Raw genomic sequence first — 16,672 nt, 5'->3', positions numbered from 1 at the left:
CATATCGCAGCTGTTGGAAAAACCATCAGCTGGGCAACCTTTGGCCCAAAGCAAGGGAAAGGGAAAGGAAAAACAACCATAGAGGCAAATAATCAAGAAAAAATTTGGAATACAACATAGAAGGGGCGAATTGAATTCGCCCGCCGGATGCAATCTTAACATCAATATTATCCTTTAGGGTGATTATCTCTTAAATTCGTTTAGATCAGCTAATAAAAAATCCCCATGGGGGGTGAACTTTTTCCATACCCTTTTTTGTGTCACCCTGAGGGTTTCCCCGAAGGGTCTCGGAACTAACCACAATCATTTGAAAAAGTTTCCTCATCTTACGATGACCAAATTTTCCCAAAAAAAACAAAAATAGATTCTTCGTTTCACTCTGAATCCCTCTTTTGCGCATTTTGATTCTGAACAGGTAGTGAGGTATCTGTACGGTTCTCCTCCTAAAGATCGTGTCATCCTTTACCGAAAGTAAAGGAACTGTTCGCCAGTCAGAAAAACTGTTTTTGATTTTTATGGACTGTCAAGTTCCGAGATACTTCGGATGAACCTCAGTATGACCAAAAAAACTTAACCTTCTTTAGGATGATGGAGGGTGATAACCGAAATTAAAGGAACTGTACGCCAGTCAAAAAAACTGTTTTTGATTTTTATGGTCTGTCAAGTTCCGAGATACTTCGGATGAACCTCAGTATGACAAAATAAAACTTACCTTATTTTCTTTGATTTTGATTGTCTGTCAAGTTCCGAGATACTTCGGATAAACCTCCGTATGACATAAAAAAAAACAAAACCTACTATCATTGTCTGCTATAATTAAACTGAAAACGTATTATAGGGGATAAATACGCTCAAAAAAAATGGGACTTAATTAAGTCCCAAGTTTTTATCATCCATGTATTTTAACATCTTTTTGAGTTCTGGATCGTTGAAATAGGCTAAGCTTTCGCTGGCGATCTTTCTGGCAATCCTGAATTCTTTCTTTTCAAGTTGGTCCGCTGCGAGGCTAACGGCAAATGAAATTAGATCTTTATTGTCTTTCAGTCCTAGGTCCTGATTTTTTGATAACTCTTCAATTACCAGATCATGGTAGGCCAAGGATTTTTCGATATTCTCTTCCTGGAAGCTAAGGAATGCTAATTGATTAGCATTGATCGTATATAGCTTACGGACTTGTTTGTCATTTTGTAGGAAAGGAAACTTGGCAGTCCATGAATCAATACTATCCAAAGAACCTTGTAAGTTGTTCTGATCAGATGCAATACTGATCAATGACGCAGAGATCATGGTTTGAACCTCTTTATCTTCCATGTTCTTTTGGTAACATGAAGTGAGAAGGGGCAATGCTGCATTGATGTTTTTGTTGACAGCAAATTTGATTGCCTTTTCTTTGTTCTCTTTATATACTACTGAATCTGATTCTTGTGCTAATGCATTTCCTGAAATGCTTAATCCTAATATAACGGCTGATAATTTTAAATACATATGTTTAATCATGGAAGCAAATCTATAAGAATTGCAAGGGAAATTTAAAGTCTTAACTTTTCTTAACAAGTGAATCTGTATTGAGATTCAATAAAGGGCGATTTTTTGTTTTTGATTGTAACAATAATTAAACATTTCGTTACAATAGCAGATGAATCCTGCTCTAAAGCGCATTAGGAGGTCATATAAAAAGAAGGTCAAGTTGACATTGACCTTCTTTCAATTAAAAACAATACTAAATTATTAATACGTATCGGCTCGAAATCTATTTTTATAGCTTTAACAAATCATATCTAAACCATGGTTTTTCTGATTTGAAATTCTTCTTTTATTTCGTTGATTGCTTTCACGTTCAAAATCAGGATAGGGAAGGATATGATGCTGAAGAGCCAGACATACATATGTTCTACGACTATGCCTAATGCAAGTGAAGAAACCCAATAAAGACCTAGTGCAATAACATGAATTGAGGTTAAGGTCTTCAATCTGCTCAACCGTCTCAGTAATTCGGCTTCGCTTAATTCTTGAATCTTATGTGTCATGATATTTATCTATCTATCTGATTACTAGTATAAATCTAGCAATAGATTTGCTTCAATTTGTCATGGTTCAGAAAGTTAATATAAACTTAATAATTGGGCAATATGTTGATGGATCATGACATTGAAAGTGCAATGCATGTTATGAGGTACGATAAGCAACAATTTTAGTAATTGCAGGTTTTTTCCCTTTCAAAAGATTTTGTTTTGCAGTATCGTAATTTTCATTTTTCACCAACAACAACCGCTGATTTTTGGTGTTAACCATTTGGTAGAATCTCTATGCTTAATATTACCAATAGACGTGATGTTTAGATTGAAGTATAGCCAGTCTACCTAAAAACGATACATTTTTAGTATATTAAACTTATTGCACAAAAAACCAATTCAACATGAAGATCTTCATAAATAAACTTATCCCTGAAGTCGGCATGAAAATGCTGGCTAGACCTGATATCGATCTAATAATGCCTGAAAATCCAGAAATATCCTATGATGAGTGGATATCGTATTGTCAACAATGTGATGCGATCCTCAATATTGGAGCCTATAAGATTGATGCGAAGTTTTTTGACCTCTGCCCTTCGGTGAAGGCTGTATCGCTATTCTCGGTCGGCTTTGATCAAGTAGATTTAGAAGAGGCTACCCGGAGAAGGATACCTGTTTCCAATACTCCAGATGTTCTGAGTAAGGCAACATCTGATATTTCCTTTATGTTGATGTTAATGGTTTCTCGATTGGCATCCTTCCATAGCAATCAAGTACGTGTAGGAGTTAGATTTAAGTATTTCAATCCGATTGCAAATTTAGGCCAAGAGCTTTATGGTAAGACCTTGGGTGTATTTGGATTGGGAAGGATAGGATATGAGATGGCCATAAAATGCAAAGCAGCTTATGAAATGCCGATCATATACCATAACAGGAATAGAAATGAAGAATTGGAAGAGAAGTTGGGAGCAAAGTATGTGAGTTTTGAAGAACTCCTAGCGCAATCTGATGTATTATCAATACATGCCAATTATGCTCCTGAATACCGAGGTTTGTTTAATAAAGAGGTATTTGAGCAGATGAAGGATACTTCGATTATTGTAAATACGGCAAGGGGTGGCTTTATCAATGAAAAGGATTTGGATGAAGCGCTAAATGCGGGCAAAGTTTGGGGTGCAGGCTTAGATGTGACGGATCCTGAACCGATGTTGCCCGATAATCCACTTTTAAAACATGAACGGGTCTGTGTATTACCACATATAGGTTCAGCAACCATTGAGGCTAGAGGAGGAATGGCGAGAATTGCGGCAGAGAATATTGTTGCCTTTGTCGAAGGAGAAAAATTGAAAACTTGTTTAAATCCAGAAGTCTATTCTTAATGCTCAACATTTTAATATCACCCAATAGTTTCAAAAATAGCCTAAAGGCAGATAAGGTCGCGGATGCAATTGAAAAAGGTTTGAAATCCAGTGGGATCCAGGCTAATATTTCCAAATTTCCTATTGGAGATGGCGGTGACTATAGCTCTATTCTCATCTGTAAGCAGTTGAATGGAGAAATAAAGAGCATGAAGGTTGCTGGTGCTTACCTAAAGAAAACAAAAGCTAGTTATGGTCTGATTGATTCTGGCAAATGCGCTGTTATTGAGGTGGCAGAGACCTCAGGATTTAAATCAATCCAGAACAAACTTAAAAGTCCATTGAAATCAAGTAGCAAAGGGTTAGGGCAATTGATTTCAGCATTGATTGATTCAGGTATCAGGGATTTTGTGATCTGTTTGGGCGGTTCAGTTACCGTTGATGCTGGAATAGGTATGCTGCAAGCGATGGGTCTAGAGTTTCGGGATAAAAGAGGTGCAGTGATAGAGCCCTTACCAAATGATTTTGAAAAGGTGGATTCTATGGACATTTCGAAATTCAAGGAAAGGATCTTAGGTTGTGAGTTTACTGTTCTTTGTGATGTTGAGAATAAATTGTTGGGAATAAATGGGGCGGCAAGGGTTTTTGGTCCGCAAAAGGGAGCAAGTGAAGAAGATATCGAAAAATTGGAGGAGTTTTTGAAAAGCTTTGACCGATTGACAAAAAAAACGGTTCAAAAATCATTGAACGGTATGAAGGGAGGAGGTGCTGCTGGAGGGCTTGCAGCTGCATTTTCCGTATTCTTGAATGCTGATCTAAAAAAAGGAGCATCCTATTTCTGTGAGATAACAGGTTTTGATGCAGCTTTGGCACAAGTAGATTTACTGATCACTGGGGAAGGGAGCATAGATAGTCAATCATTAGAAGGGAAAGCGCCGGTAGTCGTGGCTGCCAAAGCCAAGGAAAGACAAATTCCTTGTATTGGATTGGCCGGAAAAATCCCCTTGAAGATTCCAAAAGAACTGCAGGATTATTTCCTGATGTTGCTGCCTATTGGAAATCAACCAGAGGAATTGGAGTTGTCCATAAAGCATACAGAAAAGAACCTTCTTCGAACTGCCCTGCAATTAGGCAAGATGCTTGGGCAGGTGAAATAACAATTGAATCATTATTTAGATAAATACATGTTTTTAAAATCCATAGTTTCCGTATTTTTTGTAAGCTTGGCCATTACTGTTGAGGCGCAATCTCCCGTTGGTGCTTCAAGATATGTGAATCCATTTATTGGGGCAAGCACCAACACGGCAAGTTCCTACCATGGACTTGGAAAAACTTTTCCGGGTGCTGCCACTCCATTTGGTATGACACAGGTCAGTCCCAATACCATTACAGGGGGTGATAATGGCTCTGGATATAGCTATGAGCATAAAACCATTGAAGGTTTTGCCTTTACACAGATGAGTGGAGTAGGGTGGTATGGAGATTTGGGGAATTTTTTAGTGATGCCCAGTACGGGTCCATTACATGTAATTGCTGGAAAGGAAGGTTCAGGTGAGCTCCAAGGCTATAGATCTACGTATGATAAGAACTCAGAAACTGCTAAGGCAGGATATTATTCGGTGTACTTAGACCGCTATCAGATTAAGGCGGAAGCTACAGCATCTCCCTATGGCGGTATGCTTCGGTTTACTTTTCCTGAAAATGATACCTCGAGGATTCAGATTGATTTGGCGAGAAGGGTCGGTGGAACTTCTACCCGACAGTCTGTGGAGGTTGTAGATGGCAATACCATCAAGGGTTGGATTAAATGTGATTCAACTGGAGGGGGTTGGGGCGATGGAGATGGGCATCCCGATTATACCGTTTACTTTTATGCGGAATTTAGCAAACCCTTGTTAAATTATGGATTCTGGGCACAGGATGTGCCCGATGGACAGGAGCGGAAAAATAAGGATGTTGCGAGCCTTGATTATCAGCGTATGCTGGAACGGGCAAAGGTCATTCCTGGAGCTTCTGCTGTTGAAGCCGACCATGTTGGGTTTTATCTGGAGTTTCCTACAAGAGATCAAGAACAGGTATTGCTGAAGGTGGGGATTTCTTTCACAGATATGGAAGGAGCTGAAAATAATTTCTTTGCCGATGTGAAAGGGAAGAACTTTAGGACCATGCAGGAGCTGGCCCAAAAGGCCTGGGATGATGCTTTAGGTAAAATAGATGTAAAAGGTGGGACGGAAGACGCAAAATCAATATTCTATACGGCACTTTATCATACCATGATTGATCCAAGGAACATTACGGATGTCGATGGGCGATATCCAAGGCCAAATGGAAAGGTGCATGAATCGGAAGGTTTTACCAAAAGGACCATCTTTAGTGGCTGGGATGTTTTCAGGAGTCAATTTCCATTGCAGACGATTATCAATCCAAAGATGGTCAATGAAGAGATAAATTCCTTGATCAGCCTAGCTCAGCAAAGCAATAAGAATTATTTAGAGCGTTGGGAGTTTTTCAATGCTTATAGTGGTTGTATGATCGGCAATCCGGCTCTGGCGGTGATTGCGGATGCCTATGCAAAGGGAATCCGTGGATTTAACCAAGAGGAAGCTTTGGACCTGATGATCAAAACCTCGGAAAAGTTTGGGAATTCTGACCTAGGGTATGTTCCGGTTGAATCAGGCTTTAGCATTTCTGAAACTTTGGAATATGCGTATACGGATTGGTGCATTGCCCAAATGGCCAAAAATATGGGCAAAAAGGATATTTATGAGAAATATATGAAACGTGGCCAGTTCTATAGGAATATATTTGATTCTAGAAAGGATTGGTTTAGGCCCAAACATCAGGATGGGTCGTGGGAGAAATGGCCAGAGGAAGGCCGAATGAAGGAATGGTACGGCAGTATTGAAGCGAATTCATATCAGCAAGGTTGGTTTGTACCGCATGATGTTGAAGGTATGGTGGAGTTAATGGGTGGCCGGAAAAAGGTATTGGCGGATTTGACTGCATTCTTTGAAAATACCCCGAAGGATTTCTTGTGGAATAAGTATTATAACCATGCCAACGAACCAGTTCATCATGTTCCCTTTCTGTTCAATAGGTTAGGAGCGCCGGAGCTGACTCAAAAATGGACTCGTTACATCTGTGAGCATGCCTATAAAAATGAGGTGGAAGGCTTGACAGGAAATGAGGATGTAGGTCAAATGTCGGCTTGGTATGTCCTTGCGGCTTCAGGTATTCATCCTATTGCTCCTGGAGATCCGGTCTATGAAATCACAAGTCCAGTTTTTGAGGAAATTACTTTCAAGCTTGACAATGGGAAGCAGTTCAATATTGTAGCTACCGGTAATTCTAAAGAAAACATCTATATACAATCTGCAAGCTTAAATGGAAAACCTTTGGAAAAGATGCAGATCAGCCATGCGGACCTCCTGAAGGGCGGTACATTGAAACTTGAAATGGGGGCAATGCCGAAGTTGAAGAATTAAGGGCTCGTCCTTATTTTTTCGTAGCCATGGTAGAGATATAATGCTCCATAGGTCCAGTTTGGACCTTTCAAACCAGGGTAATTAAATCGGTCCATCATCAAGGCTATATATTTTGTTGGATATCCTTCGGGTAGTTGAATAACATTTGGCCAAACCCTACTGTTGCTCGTTTCGTCCCATGGTGGAAGGTCCATGGTTAAGTGGCCCAATTCTTTAAGGTCAGGATAGGAATAGATAAAGACTTCTTTTTCGGAGCTGCCCGAAAAGCAGAAAAGTTTACCGTTGATTCTTTGGATAGAGGTTCCTGTAGAATTGTGCTTTACAGGACCGGCAATTTTTTTGTAGCCCTTGTCCCAATCATCGGATTCCAATATGATGGCTTTATATCCATCGCTATTTTCACAGGTCAATATGCGCCATTTATTGGCGTCCTTGTCAAATATTATGTGCGGATCTTCAATATCTCCGACCTGGCCCATTGTTTTAGCTTTCATAATGGAGAAACCAAATCTTGGGTCTTGTTTTGACTCGACCGCAAGTAATTGTTTCTTCTCGGATTTTTTGGCATAGGCACTAAATCCTGTTGTGATCCCTCTCCAAATGGAGTCCCTACGGTCAAAGAAGATATGAGAGGCGACCTCGTTTCGCCATAACCCGTCCCCACGATCAAATACCACAATGCCTTCAAACTTGATGTCAAATACAGAAGGATCCATGCTAAAGATTCCTTGGAGGTGATGTGGCAATGCCCTTCCTCGCACGCTCATGCTAAACCATAGACGACCTTGATCCATTATGGGTTCGCCAGTTTCGTAGGTCAATGCGCGGATATCTGCAAGACCCATTCCTGCATTTAATTGGATGTCCACTGATTTTATTGCTATGGTCCCTTTTTGCTGCTGGGCATATAATGAGGTTTGGAATTTGCGGATTTTTTCAATTTCCCGAAGGTCTGAGTGTTCTGCAAAATCCTTTTGGGCAAGGACAGTAGGTAAGCCCTCATTTTGAAGGTAAAGGGTCAATCCACTGCCAAGCATCTGTAATATGAGCTTGCCTTTTAAAGGAATATCTTTTTTCTCTGGAATATAAATGGATTGATTGAAATTAATGTGCTCTGCTGGTTTTTGATGGTCAAATTCGATGTCAGCAATAAGTCCTGCTGCATAAGAAATGGAGAGTCGGACAATTTCCTTCTTATTCGGATCGGCAAATTGAAAGCCCAGTTTCCCTTCTCCAGTGATATCGCCTAAGTCCATAATATAGGTGGCAAAAGGATTAAATCCTGCCAACCAAATGGTTGATTCAGATTCAGTATTTGCTGTAATATTCAATAGTCCTTTTTCAATATTAATCTTAGCTGAATCCTTGCCATATTGATGTATGGGGTGCATTACATTTAATCCAATAATCTTTTCCGGATTAAGACTGGCCAATGGGATAGATTGGTCCTGGTCAAAGATAATGCGCTTTACTCCTTGACGGACAAATTGTATTTCGGTTGGAGCAGTTTGGGAATAAGCTGCTAACGTAAAGAATAGGAATACAAAGAATGTACTGCTTAGTTTTTTCATGATAGGTTTAGCGATTATACAATTTACGAATTAATTGGAGAATCTCCGTTTTAATTGGGATCCAAAGAAGCATCTTTATATTTTTTTCTCCAATTATGGAAAGCCGTAAAAATGGACCAAATGTTCATTTTAACTTTGAACTAGTTAGTGATTAAGAAGTCTCAATCGATCTGGTTTTGTGGCTCAATAATCAATTTAGATAGATTTAATAAGGCTGCTGAAGGAGTAACGCGCTGTTTTTACTTTTTCAGGCTGTGATGCTATGAATTGAATCTATCCGGAAACAATGCCGAATAATAATATTTTCTATACCTAAATGATGAACCTGATTAAAAGGCTGCTTATAGGGATAGATATGTACTAGAACCAAACTAATTATTAAATAATAATGCTTAGAAAAAAGATCGGAATAATTCAGCCTTATTTCTTTCCGTATTTAGGGTATATCAGCCTATTGAAACATACGGATCGATTTATTTTATTGGATACCGTGCAATACATTCAACGAGGTTGGATTGAACGGAACCGTATTTTGAAACAGGGTGATGGATGGTTGTATATACAGGTTCCTGTGAAAAAACCAAACGGAAGAGCTTCCTTGATCAAGGAATGTGTTTTGGACAACAGTCTGCCCTGGAAGGATAAAATGTTTTCGCAAATGGCCATCTATAAAAAGATTGCTCCTTACTATAAACCGACCCTTGATTTTGTGAAAGAAACCTTGTCCAAGGACTTTGATGATATTACTTCCCTGAACCGGCATGTGTTGACTGAAATATGTAACTATCTGGAAATGCCAAGGGAGATTGTTGCCTTTTCAGAGATGGAATTGATGATCGAGCAACCGAAGGACTCTGACGAGTGGGCATTAAATATCTGTAAGTCGATAGGTCAGAAAGTTACTTATGTTAATCCAATAGGCGGCATGAGTTTTTATAACCGGGAAAAATATATTCAGTCGGATATAGATATCTTCTTTCATGAAATAAAGCTCCGGGATTATCAACAAGGAGGGCGGGTGTTTGAGCCAGGACTATCCATTCTGGATGCTTTGATGTTCAATAGCAAAGAGGAGGTACATGAGATGTTAGATCAGTATAAATTAAATTAGGAGAGTAAAACGGGTTGATAGATTTCAATCCGTTTTTTGTTTAGGATTTTTTTAATCAGGAGAATGTTAAAGGGAATTTTAGATACAAAAAAAGGAGGCCTTTTGGACCTCCTTTAACCGGGTAAGTAATGGGGCTCGAACCCACGACCCCTAGAACCACAATCTAGTGCTCTAACCAACTGAGCTATACCTACCGTGATTTTGTGATACAAAAGTAGGATTAATCTATATATACTCCAAATGTTTTTACGCTAATCATTGGTTTAAACAGTGAAAAAGCTCATTTCTAATGAGATATTTTTATTTGCAGGATGAAAATCTCCTTTTGCTGCATTAATTATGCTTCGAAAATCAATCTATTCTTTTTAAATCTAAGTCATGGAAGTCAAAAGAAAAGTCTGTTAATGGAGAAACGGCTTTCATTTTTATGCTTTCTGCCTTGGCATTTTCATTCAGGTTGAACATAACATAAGAGTCTGCATTCATGCTGCGGTCATTCCAAGCGGCAACGAAGGTGTTCCCTTGGTAATAATACATTTTGCCCTGCAGCTGTGGAGATCTTGCTGATGTAAAATATAGTTGACCATTACGGTTACTGATTTCGATTTCTCCGAACCATGCGTCTTTATATTTACCAAGAAAAGGAGAGAAGTCTATTTTTTGGTCCTGAGCTTTGATTTTGGCCCAGACCTCATTGGTAACTTTGTCGCCTTCGCTTTCGTTTTTGGATTCCCTAGCTTTAAGTTCTGTCAGGCGGTCGGTTCCTTTGATCCCAAAATAGGAATCTTTGATCTGATTGGTAATCGTGGTAAAAGCATAGCCGGACTGTTGGTTGGTCAGCACGATAATGCCGAGCTTCAGTTCAGGAATCAAGGTCATTTGAGTAACCATGCCACCTAAGCCACCGGTATGTTCGGCAACAAAGTATCCATTCTGATCACTGAGAAAGAAGCCTAAGCCGTATCCTGTGAAGTGTGCATTATAGGGACCTGAACCTCCGATAACGGTCTGTAGGGTCATGATCTGCGCAAGCCGTCTTTCGGAAATGAGTTGCTTTTCCAGGTTGTTCCCATATTTTCCTTTGTTCAAAAGCATGGTTGCCCATTTGCTCATATCCTCTATGCTGCTGTTTATTCCGCCCGCTGCATTGGTTGTTTCGCTTAAGTACCTGGCAATGGTAATCAATTTGCCATCTATAGGGACGTGGGCATCGATTACATTGTTTTTTGACTTCATCCGGCTCAGGGAGGCAGCACTATTCGTCATGCCAAGAGGTGCCATGATCCTTTTCTCTATAAAGTCTTCCCAGCTCATTCCCGAAGCTCTTTTCAAGACCTCGCCAGCGACGATATAAAGTAGGTTGTCATAATCGAATTTTGTTCTGAAGCTGGATACCGGTTTAAGGTACCTCAGGTTATGGATCACTTCTTCAGTATTGAAGTTTGCAGAATCTGGCCAAAACATTAGATCACCAGCACCGAGACCTAATCCTGAACGGTGGGTCAATAGGTCCCTAACGGTAAATTCTGAAGTGACATAAGGGTCATGCATCTTGAATTCTGGAATAAAATCGGTGACTTTGCTATCCCAGGTTAGTTTTCCCTCATCCATAAGCATGCCCAAGGCAAATGCCGTAAAGGCTTTGCTATTTGATGCGATTGCAAAGGCGGTTTGATTGTCAACAGGTTTTTTACTGTTTATGGATCTTTCTCCATATCCTTTTAGGTGGATGGTTTTTCCATCTTTTATAATCCCTAATGCTATTCCCGGAACATTGAAGCTCTTCATGGTTTTTTCTACTAGCTGGTCCAGGTCTTTTTGAGGTAGTCCCTGTGCAATGGACTTGAAGGAAAAGGACAATAGAAAGAGTATTGCCAATAAGTGACTGAAAGAAGATTTGTAATTGTTCATGATTTTCAAATTAGGTTTGAATTGCAAAACGTTCAATTTTTCTGAGGACAGTTGCAATTTCTGGATAAATGTAGCTTGTATTTTTAGGATTATAAAATTCGGTTCTATTTATTTTAAAATACTGGAGTAGAGGGTTTTCTACAAAATTAAAAATACTACATTTACGGTTTTTGGCTAAAATTAATCGTTGATAAAACTGATAATGAGGTTTCAGAAAATAGTTTCAATAGATTCGTTTTTTATAAGAAAAAGATTATCAGTAATTGTAATTTATTTAATACAAATCAAAAATTAACTTATATAAATGAATTTAATTTGAACGAATGTATTGTGAAAGTGTTAACTTAATGGGTATCAATGCTAAAGCTATTGAGCTCAGTTTTATTATTAGCAATAAAAAGGAGAAGCAAATGGAACAAGATCAGTTGGTAAAGAATTGTATAGAGGCGTGTCAGCAATGTGTGGTTGCTTGTTTAAAATGTGCGCAAGCATGTTTGAGAGAGGAGAAACTTGAAATGATGCGCAAGTGCATTCAAACGGATCTGGAATGTGCAGAGATCTGTGAGTCTACCTATAAACTGTTGATTATGGACAGTAAACCTAAGTTGGAGTTAGTTAAGATTTGTTTGGATCTATGTGAAGCCTGTGCGGAAGAGTGTGAAAAACATGCTGCTCATGGAATGGAACACTGTCGTGAATGTGCCGAAGCCTGTAGGTCTTGTGCTGAAGCCTGTAGGAAATTGGTAGCATAATCTGCTGCCAATAAGTATTGATAATAAGCATTAAGAGTTAGATTTTCAAAGAATTAATAAAAAGATAATCTATATCTCCACTGCCATTGACTTGAGAAAGAGTAAATTAACCAATAAATGGATAATTAAGGGTTTTCCTGATAGATCTTTAATCATCTATTATTCACTAACACATAAATTATGAAGCTATGGTTACTAAAAACATACTGGTAGATTCGGCATTGATAGGCACTATCCACTTTTATGCTTATGTATTCAACACTGATAATGGTGTTATAGGGTTTGGCTTATTTCCAAATAATAGTCCCAGACCCATATTTTATCTTTTAAATTCCCAAGGCACGAAAATTTCCCTACATTTTGATGATGAGCTGATCCTAAAAGTTTGCCAACAGAGTAATTTCACTACCCATGAACGTCGGATGCTTTTCCGAGAATTCCTTGATTTTGCAACAAAAATGGAAAAAAAGGCCGCCCAGTTGGTCTTTAGGGATACGAAGATGAATTATTTGGCGGACTCTAGGGAGATGGTGAAATATAAACGCATGTATGTCCATTTTAGAGACGTTCAACCCAAAGAAAGCAGAACAATATTTGCAGACTAAACATTAGATTTCAGATAGGCTAGATCTTAAGATTTGGATGGCTTTTTCCATTTCTTCTAGGTTTAGATTGCCAAATCCTATACGCATTGCCTGAAGGTCCTTTTGTTGGTAAAGCAAGGTTTTCGGAATAAATAGGTTGTTCTTGGCCGCTTGCTGACTGAGCTTGAGCAGATTGATTGGCTTTTTCCATTTCAACCAAAATGCAAGGCCGCCATTGGGGATATTAAATTCCAGCAGGTCACCTAATTCTTTTTCAAGTAGAAAGGCCATGTAGTCCCTTCTTTCCTTGTAAACCTTCAATGATTTTTTGAGATGCCTGTGTATCGCACCTTCCTCGATCATCTCTCCCAAAGCTTGTTCCATTAAGATATCTCCCTGCCTGTCAATGATCCCGAGATGTTTTCTCATTTCAACCATTAGGTTTTCAGGGGCAACTATAAAGCTTGTTCGGAAGCCGGGAGCCAAGGATTTTCCAAAGGAACCAACATAGATCAGCATTCCGTTCTGGTCTGAAGTGGCAAGGGGTAGAAGTGGTTGCTTGTCGAATTGGAAGTCATAATCATGGTCATCTTCAACGATGATGAAGCCATATTGATTTGCCAGCTGCAGGATTTTCATTCTCTTATGGGCACTTAAGCTAGCAGTGGTTGGGTAGTGTTGCTGAGCTGTGAGGTAAAGCATCCTTATGGTCTGCTTTTGGCAGAGTCTTTCAAGTGCCTCCACGTCGATTCCATCATCCTCCAATGGGATTGAGATGATTTTGCTGCCAGACTTCTGAAAGATCATATTTGCAGCGAAGTAGCTCAGTTCAGCGACCAGCACGGTATCATCCTCTGTGAGCAAGATTTCCGAGATGATATAAAGGCTCATCTCAATACTCCTGCTGATAAGGAGGTTGTTCTTGTTGATTTTCAAGGCGCGGCTGCTCTGCAGGTAATCGAGCATCTGTTCCTTAAAATATTCGCTCCCTTCCTGATTGTAGTACCCCATCTTTGACCGGTTGCTCTTGCGTTTCATGTTGGAGCTATAGAATCTAGAGAGATCTTCAAATTGTGTCAATCGGATATCGGGACTGCCATCATTGAATATATAGTCGCAGTTTGTGTGTTCGAAAGGACTGTCCAAGAGAATGGATTTTTTGAAGGTATAGCCAGTTTCCTTTGGATATTGGAAGCTTGAAAGGTCTTGCTGTTCCTGTAGTGGAAGTTGTGAGGCGACGTAGGTTCCTTTATTGGGATGGATTTCTACCCAACCTTGTCCGAAGAGTTCCTCGTAAACCGCAGTAATCGTGTTTCGGTGCACTTCTAATAAATCCCCCAATGCCCTTGTCCCTAATAATTTAGTTCCCGGCTTAAGCTTACCCTGTGCGATGGCTTGGATAAATTGATTTGCCACCTGTAAGTAAATGGGGGTAGCGGAATTCCTCTCTATATGGATAAAACTTTTAAAGGGTATACTAACCGGACTAATCATATTCTTTAAACTGGCACCTTTGAACCATCCGGCAAGGTAGTACTTTTGGGCCAATTAGAAAAATATGAAAGCAATCCTGAATCAAATAGTGGCGGATGCCACGGTTCACGCCAAATGGCTGAATACCCTTTCTTTTATGGAAAATGCTGGTGCCAGAAAGATCTCGGCATGCGAAGACCCTGTTCGTACCGATCTTATCCAATTGAAGCATGCTGCCGAAGAACATAGACATGCTTATTATCTCAAGAAGCAAATTGGTAAGCTAGCTGTGTCTGGTTTTGAGTATTATAAGGAAGATTCATTGTTAGGAGGTAAATCTTCCATTCAATATTTACATCGTTTGGACCTTAAAGCCAGTCGATATCTAAAAGAACAGTTTAGCTTATCTGGTCAGGATTTACGCTATGCAGCCTATTTATTTGTGACCTATGCCATTGAGGTTAGGGCGGATGAATTGTATCCGATCTATCAAGATGTGCTCAGTGAAGCTGGTTCAAAAGTTATGGTGAAATCCATTATCCTGGAGGAAGAAGGTCATCTCGAAGAGATGATCAGCCAGTTGAAAGGTTTTGATGCAGAATGGGAGAGACATGCCCAGAAAGTCTTACAGATCGAGGCAGACTTGTTTCAGGATTGGATAGCTGAGCTGTCGAAGGAAGTTGAGAATTGTGATGTCCATAATTGATGGATTACTTCTTGAACTCCAGAATAGAAAGCTAGAAGGTCGGTACAGGCAATTGAAGAAACAAAAACAAGGTGTTGACTTCTTTTCCAATGACTACCTAGGTTTTGCAAGGAGTGAAGGGTTTAGATCTAGATTACATGATATTTTACTGCAGTACCCAGACTCCATAATGGGAGCGACAGGTTCCAGGTTAATTTCAGGAAATTCAGACTTAAACATGGAGATAGAGCAGTCTGTCGCAAGTCAGCATGGTGTTGAATCAGCCCTATTATTTCCCTCAGGCTATAGTGCAAACTTATCCTTGTTCTCGACATTGCCAAAGAAAGGGGATACGATCATCTTAGATCAAAAGGTCCATCGATCTGTTTATGATGGATGTAGGCTTTCAGCGGCGGTTCGCTGGAAGTTTCGGCATAACGACCTTGCACAACTTGAGGATTTACTGAAGAAGGCTAAAGGAAGAATCTGGGTGGGGATAGAAAGTCTTTATTCCATGGATGGGGATTTTGCGCCAATCCAAGAGATAGCAGCCCTCTGCAAGCAATATGCTGCAGCCTTGATAGTGGATGAAGCTCATGCTATTGGTACATGTGGATTGGGGCTTGTTGATCATTATAATCTGCAGGATCTGGTTTTTGCAACTGTAATCACCTACGGCAAAGCGATGGGCTTGTCAGGTGCATCTGTTTTGGGATCTAAATGCCTTATTGATTATCTGGTCAACTATTCTTCAACGTTTATCTATAGTACTGGACTCCCTGATTTCCACGCCTTAAGTATTAGGGCGTCCTATGAATTTTTAAGTGATAACATGCTGTTAATTAGCGTTCTGAAAGAAAATATTAAACAATGCGATCATGTTAAGGAGTCCGATTCTATTCCATTTAGAAGTCCTATCATACCGGTTAGATTCTCAGAGCCGAGAGATTTGGATAGGGCAACTGGTCTGTTGGAAAAACAAGGGATCTTGGGCTATGCAATCAAGTATCCTACAGTGCCAAAAGGCGAGGAGATGTTGCGCATTTCGATGCATGCCTTCAACTCAAGAGAAGAAATAGAATTATTGAAAAACTGTCTAAAGGAAGTAAATAATGAATAAGAAATACTTTGTAACAGGCATTGGAACCTCTGTAGGGAAAACCATTGTGTCCGCGGTCTTGGTAAAACTTTGGAATGCGGAATATTGGAAGCCGATCCAGTCTGGAGATCTCGAAAGCAGTGATAGCCAAATGCTCAGAACATTAGTAGGAGCTGAGCTAATAGTTCATCCAGAGCGATTTAAATTAAATACCGCTGCTTCCCCGCATTATGCCGCGGAAGTTGATGGGGTGGAGATCAAGCTCCAAGATTTCGAGCTTCCTGAAACTAGCGGAAACCTCATCGTGGAAGGTGCGGGAGGGATGTTTGTACCTATAAACGATCAGCATTTTATCCTTGACCTTGTAGCGTATCTGGACTTACCAGTGATCTTGGTCTGTTCAGACTATTTAGGAAGCATCAACCATAGTTTGCTGTCCTTTCACAGTTTAAATGAGCGGGGGATAGCAGTAGATTATATCGTGCTGAATGGGGAATTCAAGGAAGCAAGCAAAAGAATTTTGATCAAAAACAAACCAGCAGGAAGCAAGATCATCGAGATTCCCCAATTGGAATCATTGGATGCAGCGGGTCTAGAAAAAGCAATTTTAAAAATTAGAATAGAAAATTAA

At 39.8% G+C, this 16,672-nt stretch carries 14 protein-coding genes and 1 tRNA gene; 9 read left to right on the top strand and 6 right to left on the bottom strand.

All coding sequences use genetic code 11. The annotated features are described in order from the left end of the window. Positions 1-867: 867 nt before the first annotated feature. Both NLF99_RS08195 and NLF99_RS08190 read right to left on the bottom strand, forming a co-directional pair. The gene (locus NLF99_RS08195; protein ID WP_185212603.1) at positions 868-1,485 is read right to left on the bottom strand and encodes a hypothetical protein; all 618 of its coding nucleotides are present in this window, start codon (positions 1,483-1,485) and stop codon (positions 868-870) included. Between the two features lie 293 nt (positions 1,486-1,778). Continuing rightward, positions 1,779-2,027 (bottom strand): hypothetical protein, encoded by a 249-nt coding sequence (locus NLF99_RS08190; protein WP_185212602.1) that lies wholly within the window; start codon positions 2,025-2,027, stop codon positions 1,779-1,781. 389 nt (positions 2,028-2,416) lie between these two features. Between NLF99_RS08190 and NLF99_RS08185 the strand changes: the two genes are divergently transcribed. The 3 genes from NLF99_RS08185 to NLF99_RS08175 are packed head-to-tail and all read left to right on the top strand — an operon-like array spanning position 2,417 to position 6,855. Then, a complete protein-coding gene (locus NLF99_RS08185) occupies positions 2,417-3,391 on the top strand; it encodes a D-glycerate dehydrogenase (protein ID WP_254527669.1) in 975 nt (324 codons plus the stop codon). Continuing rightward, positions 3,391-4,527 carry a glycerate kinase gene (locus NLF99_RS08180; protein ID WP_254527668.1) on the top strand — a complete coding sequence of 379 codons (1,137 nt, stop codon included), beginning with the start codon at positions 3,391-3,393 and terminating at the stop codon, positions 4,525-4,527. Before NLF99_RS08185 ends, NLF99_RS08180 begins: the two co-directional genes overlap by 1 nt. Positions 4,528-4,554: 27 nt before the next feature. Beyond that, positions 4,555-6,855: a GH92 family glycosyl hydrolase gene (locus NLF99_RS08175; RefSeq protein WP_254527667.1), complete on the top strand. Its 2,301-nt coding sequence runs from the start codon at positions 4,555-4,557 to the stop codon at positions 6,853-6,855. Here the strand turns inward: NLF99_RS08175 and NLF99_RS08170 are convergent. Continuing rightward, complete coding sequence (locus NLF99_RS08170) at positions 6,852-8,426, bottom strand: hypothetical protein (RefSeq protein ID WP_254527666.1); 1,575 nt, start codon at positions 8,424-8,426, stop codon at positions 6,852-6,854. The two genes, NLF99_RS08175 and NLF99_RS08170, sit on opposite strands and share 4 nt — an antisense overlap. 388 nt (positions 8,427-8,814) lie before the next feature. Between NLF99_RS08170 and NLF99_RS08165 the strand changes: the two genes are divergently transcribed. Then, positions 8,815-9,537, top strand: coding sequence for a WbqC family protein (locus NLF99_RS08165; protein ID WP_185212597.1), 723 nt, complete (start codon positions 8,815-8,817; stop codon positions 9,535-9,537). A gap of 120 nt (positions 9,538-9,657) precedes the next feature. On the opposite strand, the gene NLF99_RS08160 is transcribed toward NLF99_RS08165, so the two are convergent. Together NLF99_RS08160 and NLF99_RS08155 are read right to left on the bottom strand one after the other, a co-directional pair. Next, positions 9,658-9,731 (bottom strand) — tRNA-His (locus tag NLF99_RS08160). A gap of 157 nt (positions 9,732-9,888) precedes the next feature. After that, positions 9,889-11,448 carry a serine hydrolase gene (locus NLF99_RS08155; protein WP_185212596.1) on the bottom strand — a complete coding sequence of 520 codons (1,560 nt, stop codon included), beginning with the start codon at positions 11,446-11,448 and terminating at the stop codon, positions 9,889-9,891. 323 nt (positions 11,449-11,771) lie between these two features. Between NLF99_RS08155 and NLF99_RS08150 the strand changes: the two genes are divergently transcribed. Together NLF99_RS08150 and NLF99_RS08145 are read left to right on the top strand one after the other, a co-directional pair. Further along, positions 11,772-12,200, top strand: coding sequence for a four-helix bundle copper-binding protein (locus NLF99_RS08150; protein WP_237219476.1), 429 nt, complete (start codon positions 11,772-11,774; stop codon positions 12,198-12,200). Positions 12,201-12,388: 188 nt separating this feature from the next. After that, positions 12,389-12,805 carry a hypothetical protein gene (locus NLF99_RS08145; RefSeq protein WP_185212595.1) on the top strand — a complete coding sequence of 139 codons (417 nt, stop codon included), beginning with the start codon at positions 12,389-12,391 and terminating at the stop codon, positions 12,803-12,805. Between the two features lie 3 nt (positions 12,806-12,808). Here the strand turns inward: NLF99_RS08145 and NLF99_RS08140 are convergent, their stop codons facing one another. After that, on the bottom strand, positions 12,809-14,200 hold the full coding sequence (locus NLF99_RS08140) for a PLP-dependent aminotransferase family protein (RefSeq protein WP_254527665.1): 1,392 nt from the start codon (positions 14,198-14,200) through the stop codon (positions 12,809-12,811). A gap of 142 nt (positions 14,201-14,342) precedes the next feature. On the opposite strand from NLF99_RS08140, the gene NLF99_RS08135 reads away from it, so the two are divergent. From NLF99_RS08135 to bioD, 3 genes are read left to right on the top strand one after another with little or no spacing between them, the layout of a single operon-like run. Next, on the top strand, positions 14,343-14,963 hold the full coding sequence (locus NLF99_RS08135; protein WP_254527664.1) for a hypothetical protein: 621 nt from the start codon (positions 14,343-14,345) through the stop codon (positions 14,961-14,963). Further along, positions 14,950-16,062, top strand: a complete 1,113-nt coding sequence (locus tag NLF99_RS08130) for a pyridoxal phosphate-dependent aminotransferase family protein (protein ID WP_254527663.1) — start codon at positions 14,950-14,952, stop codon at positions 16,060-16,062. Before NLF99_RS08135 ends, NLF99_RS08130 begins: the two co-directional genes overlap by 14 nt. Further along, positions 16,055-16,672, top strand: coding sequence for a dethiobiotin synthase (gene bioD / locus NLF99_RS08125; RefSeq protein WP_254527662.1), 618 nt, complete (start codon positions 16,055-16,057; stop codon positions 16,670-16,672). Before NLF99_RS08130 ends, bioD begins: the two co-directional genes overlap by 8 nt.

Origin of the sequence: Sphingobacterium sp. LZ11T8 (genome assembly GCF_024261425.1) — a bacterium.
In the GTDB taxonomy this organism is placed as follows: Bacteria; Bacteroidota; Bacteroidia; order Sphingobacteriales; family Sphingobacteriaceae; genus Sphingobacterium.
The sequence above is the reverse complement of the archived record's forward strand: the minus strand, read 5'-3'. Positions and strand labels throughout refer to the sequence as shown.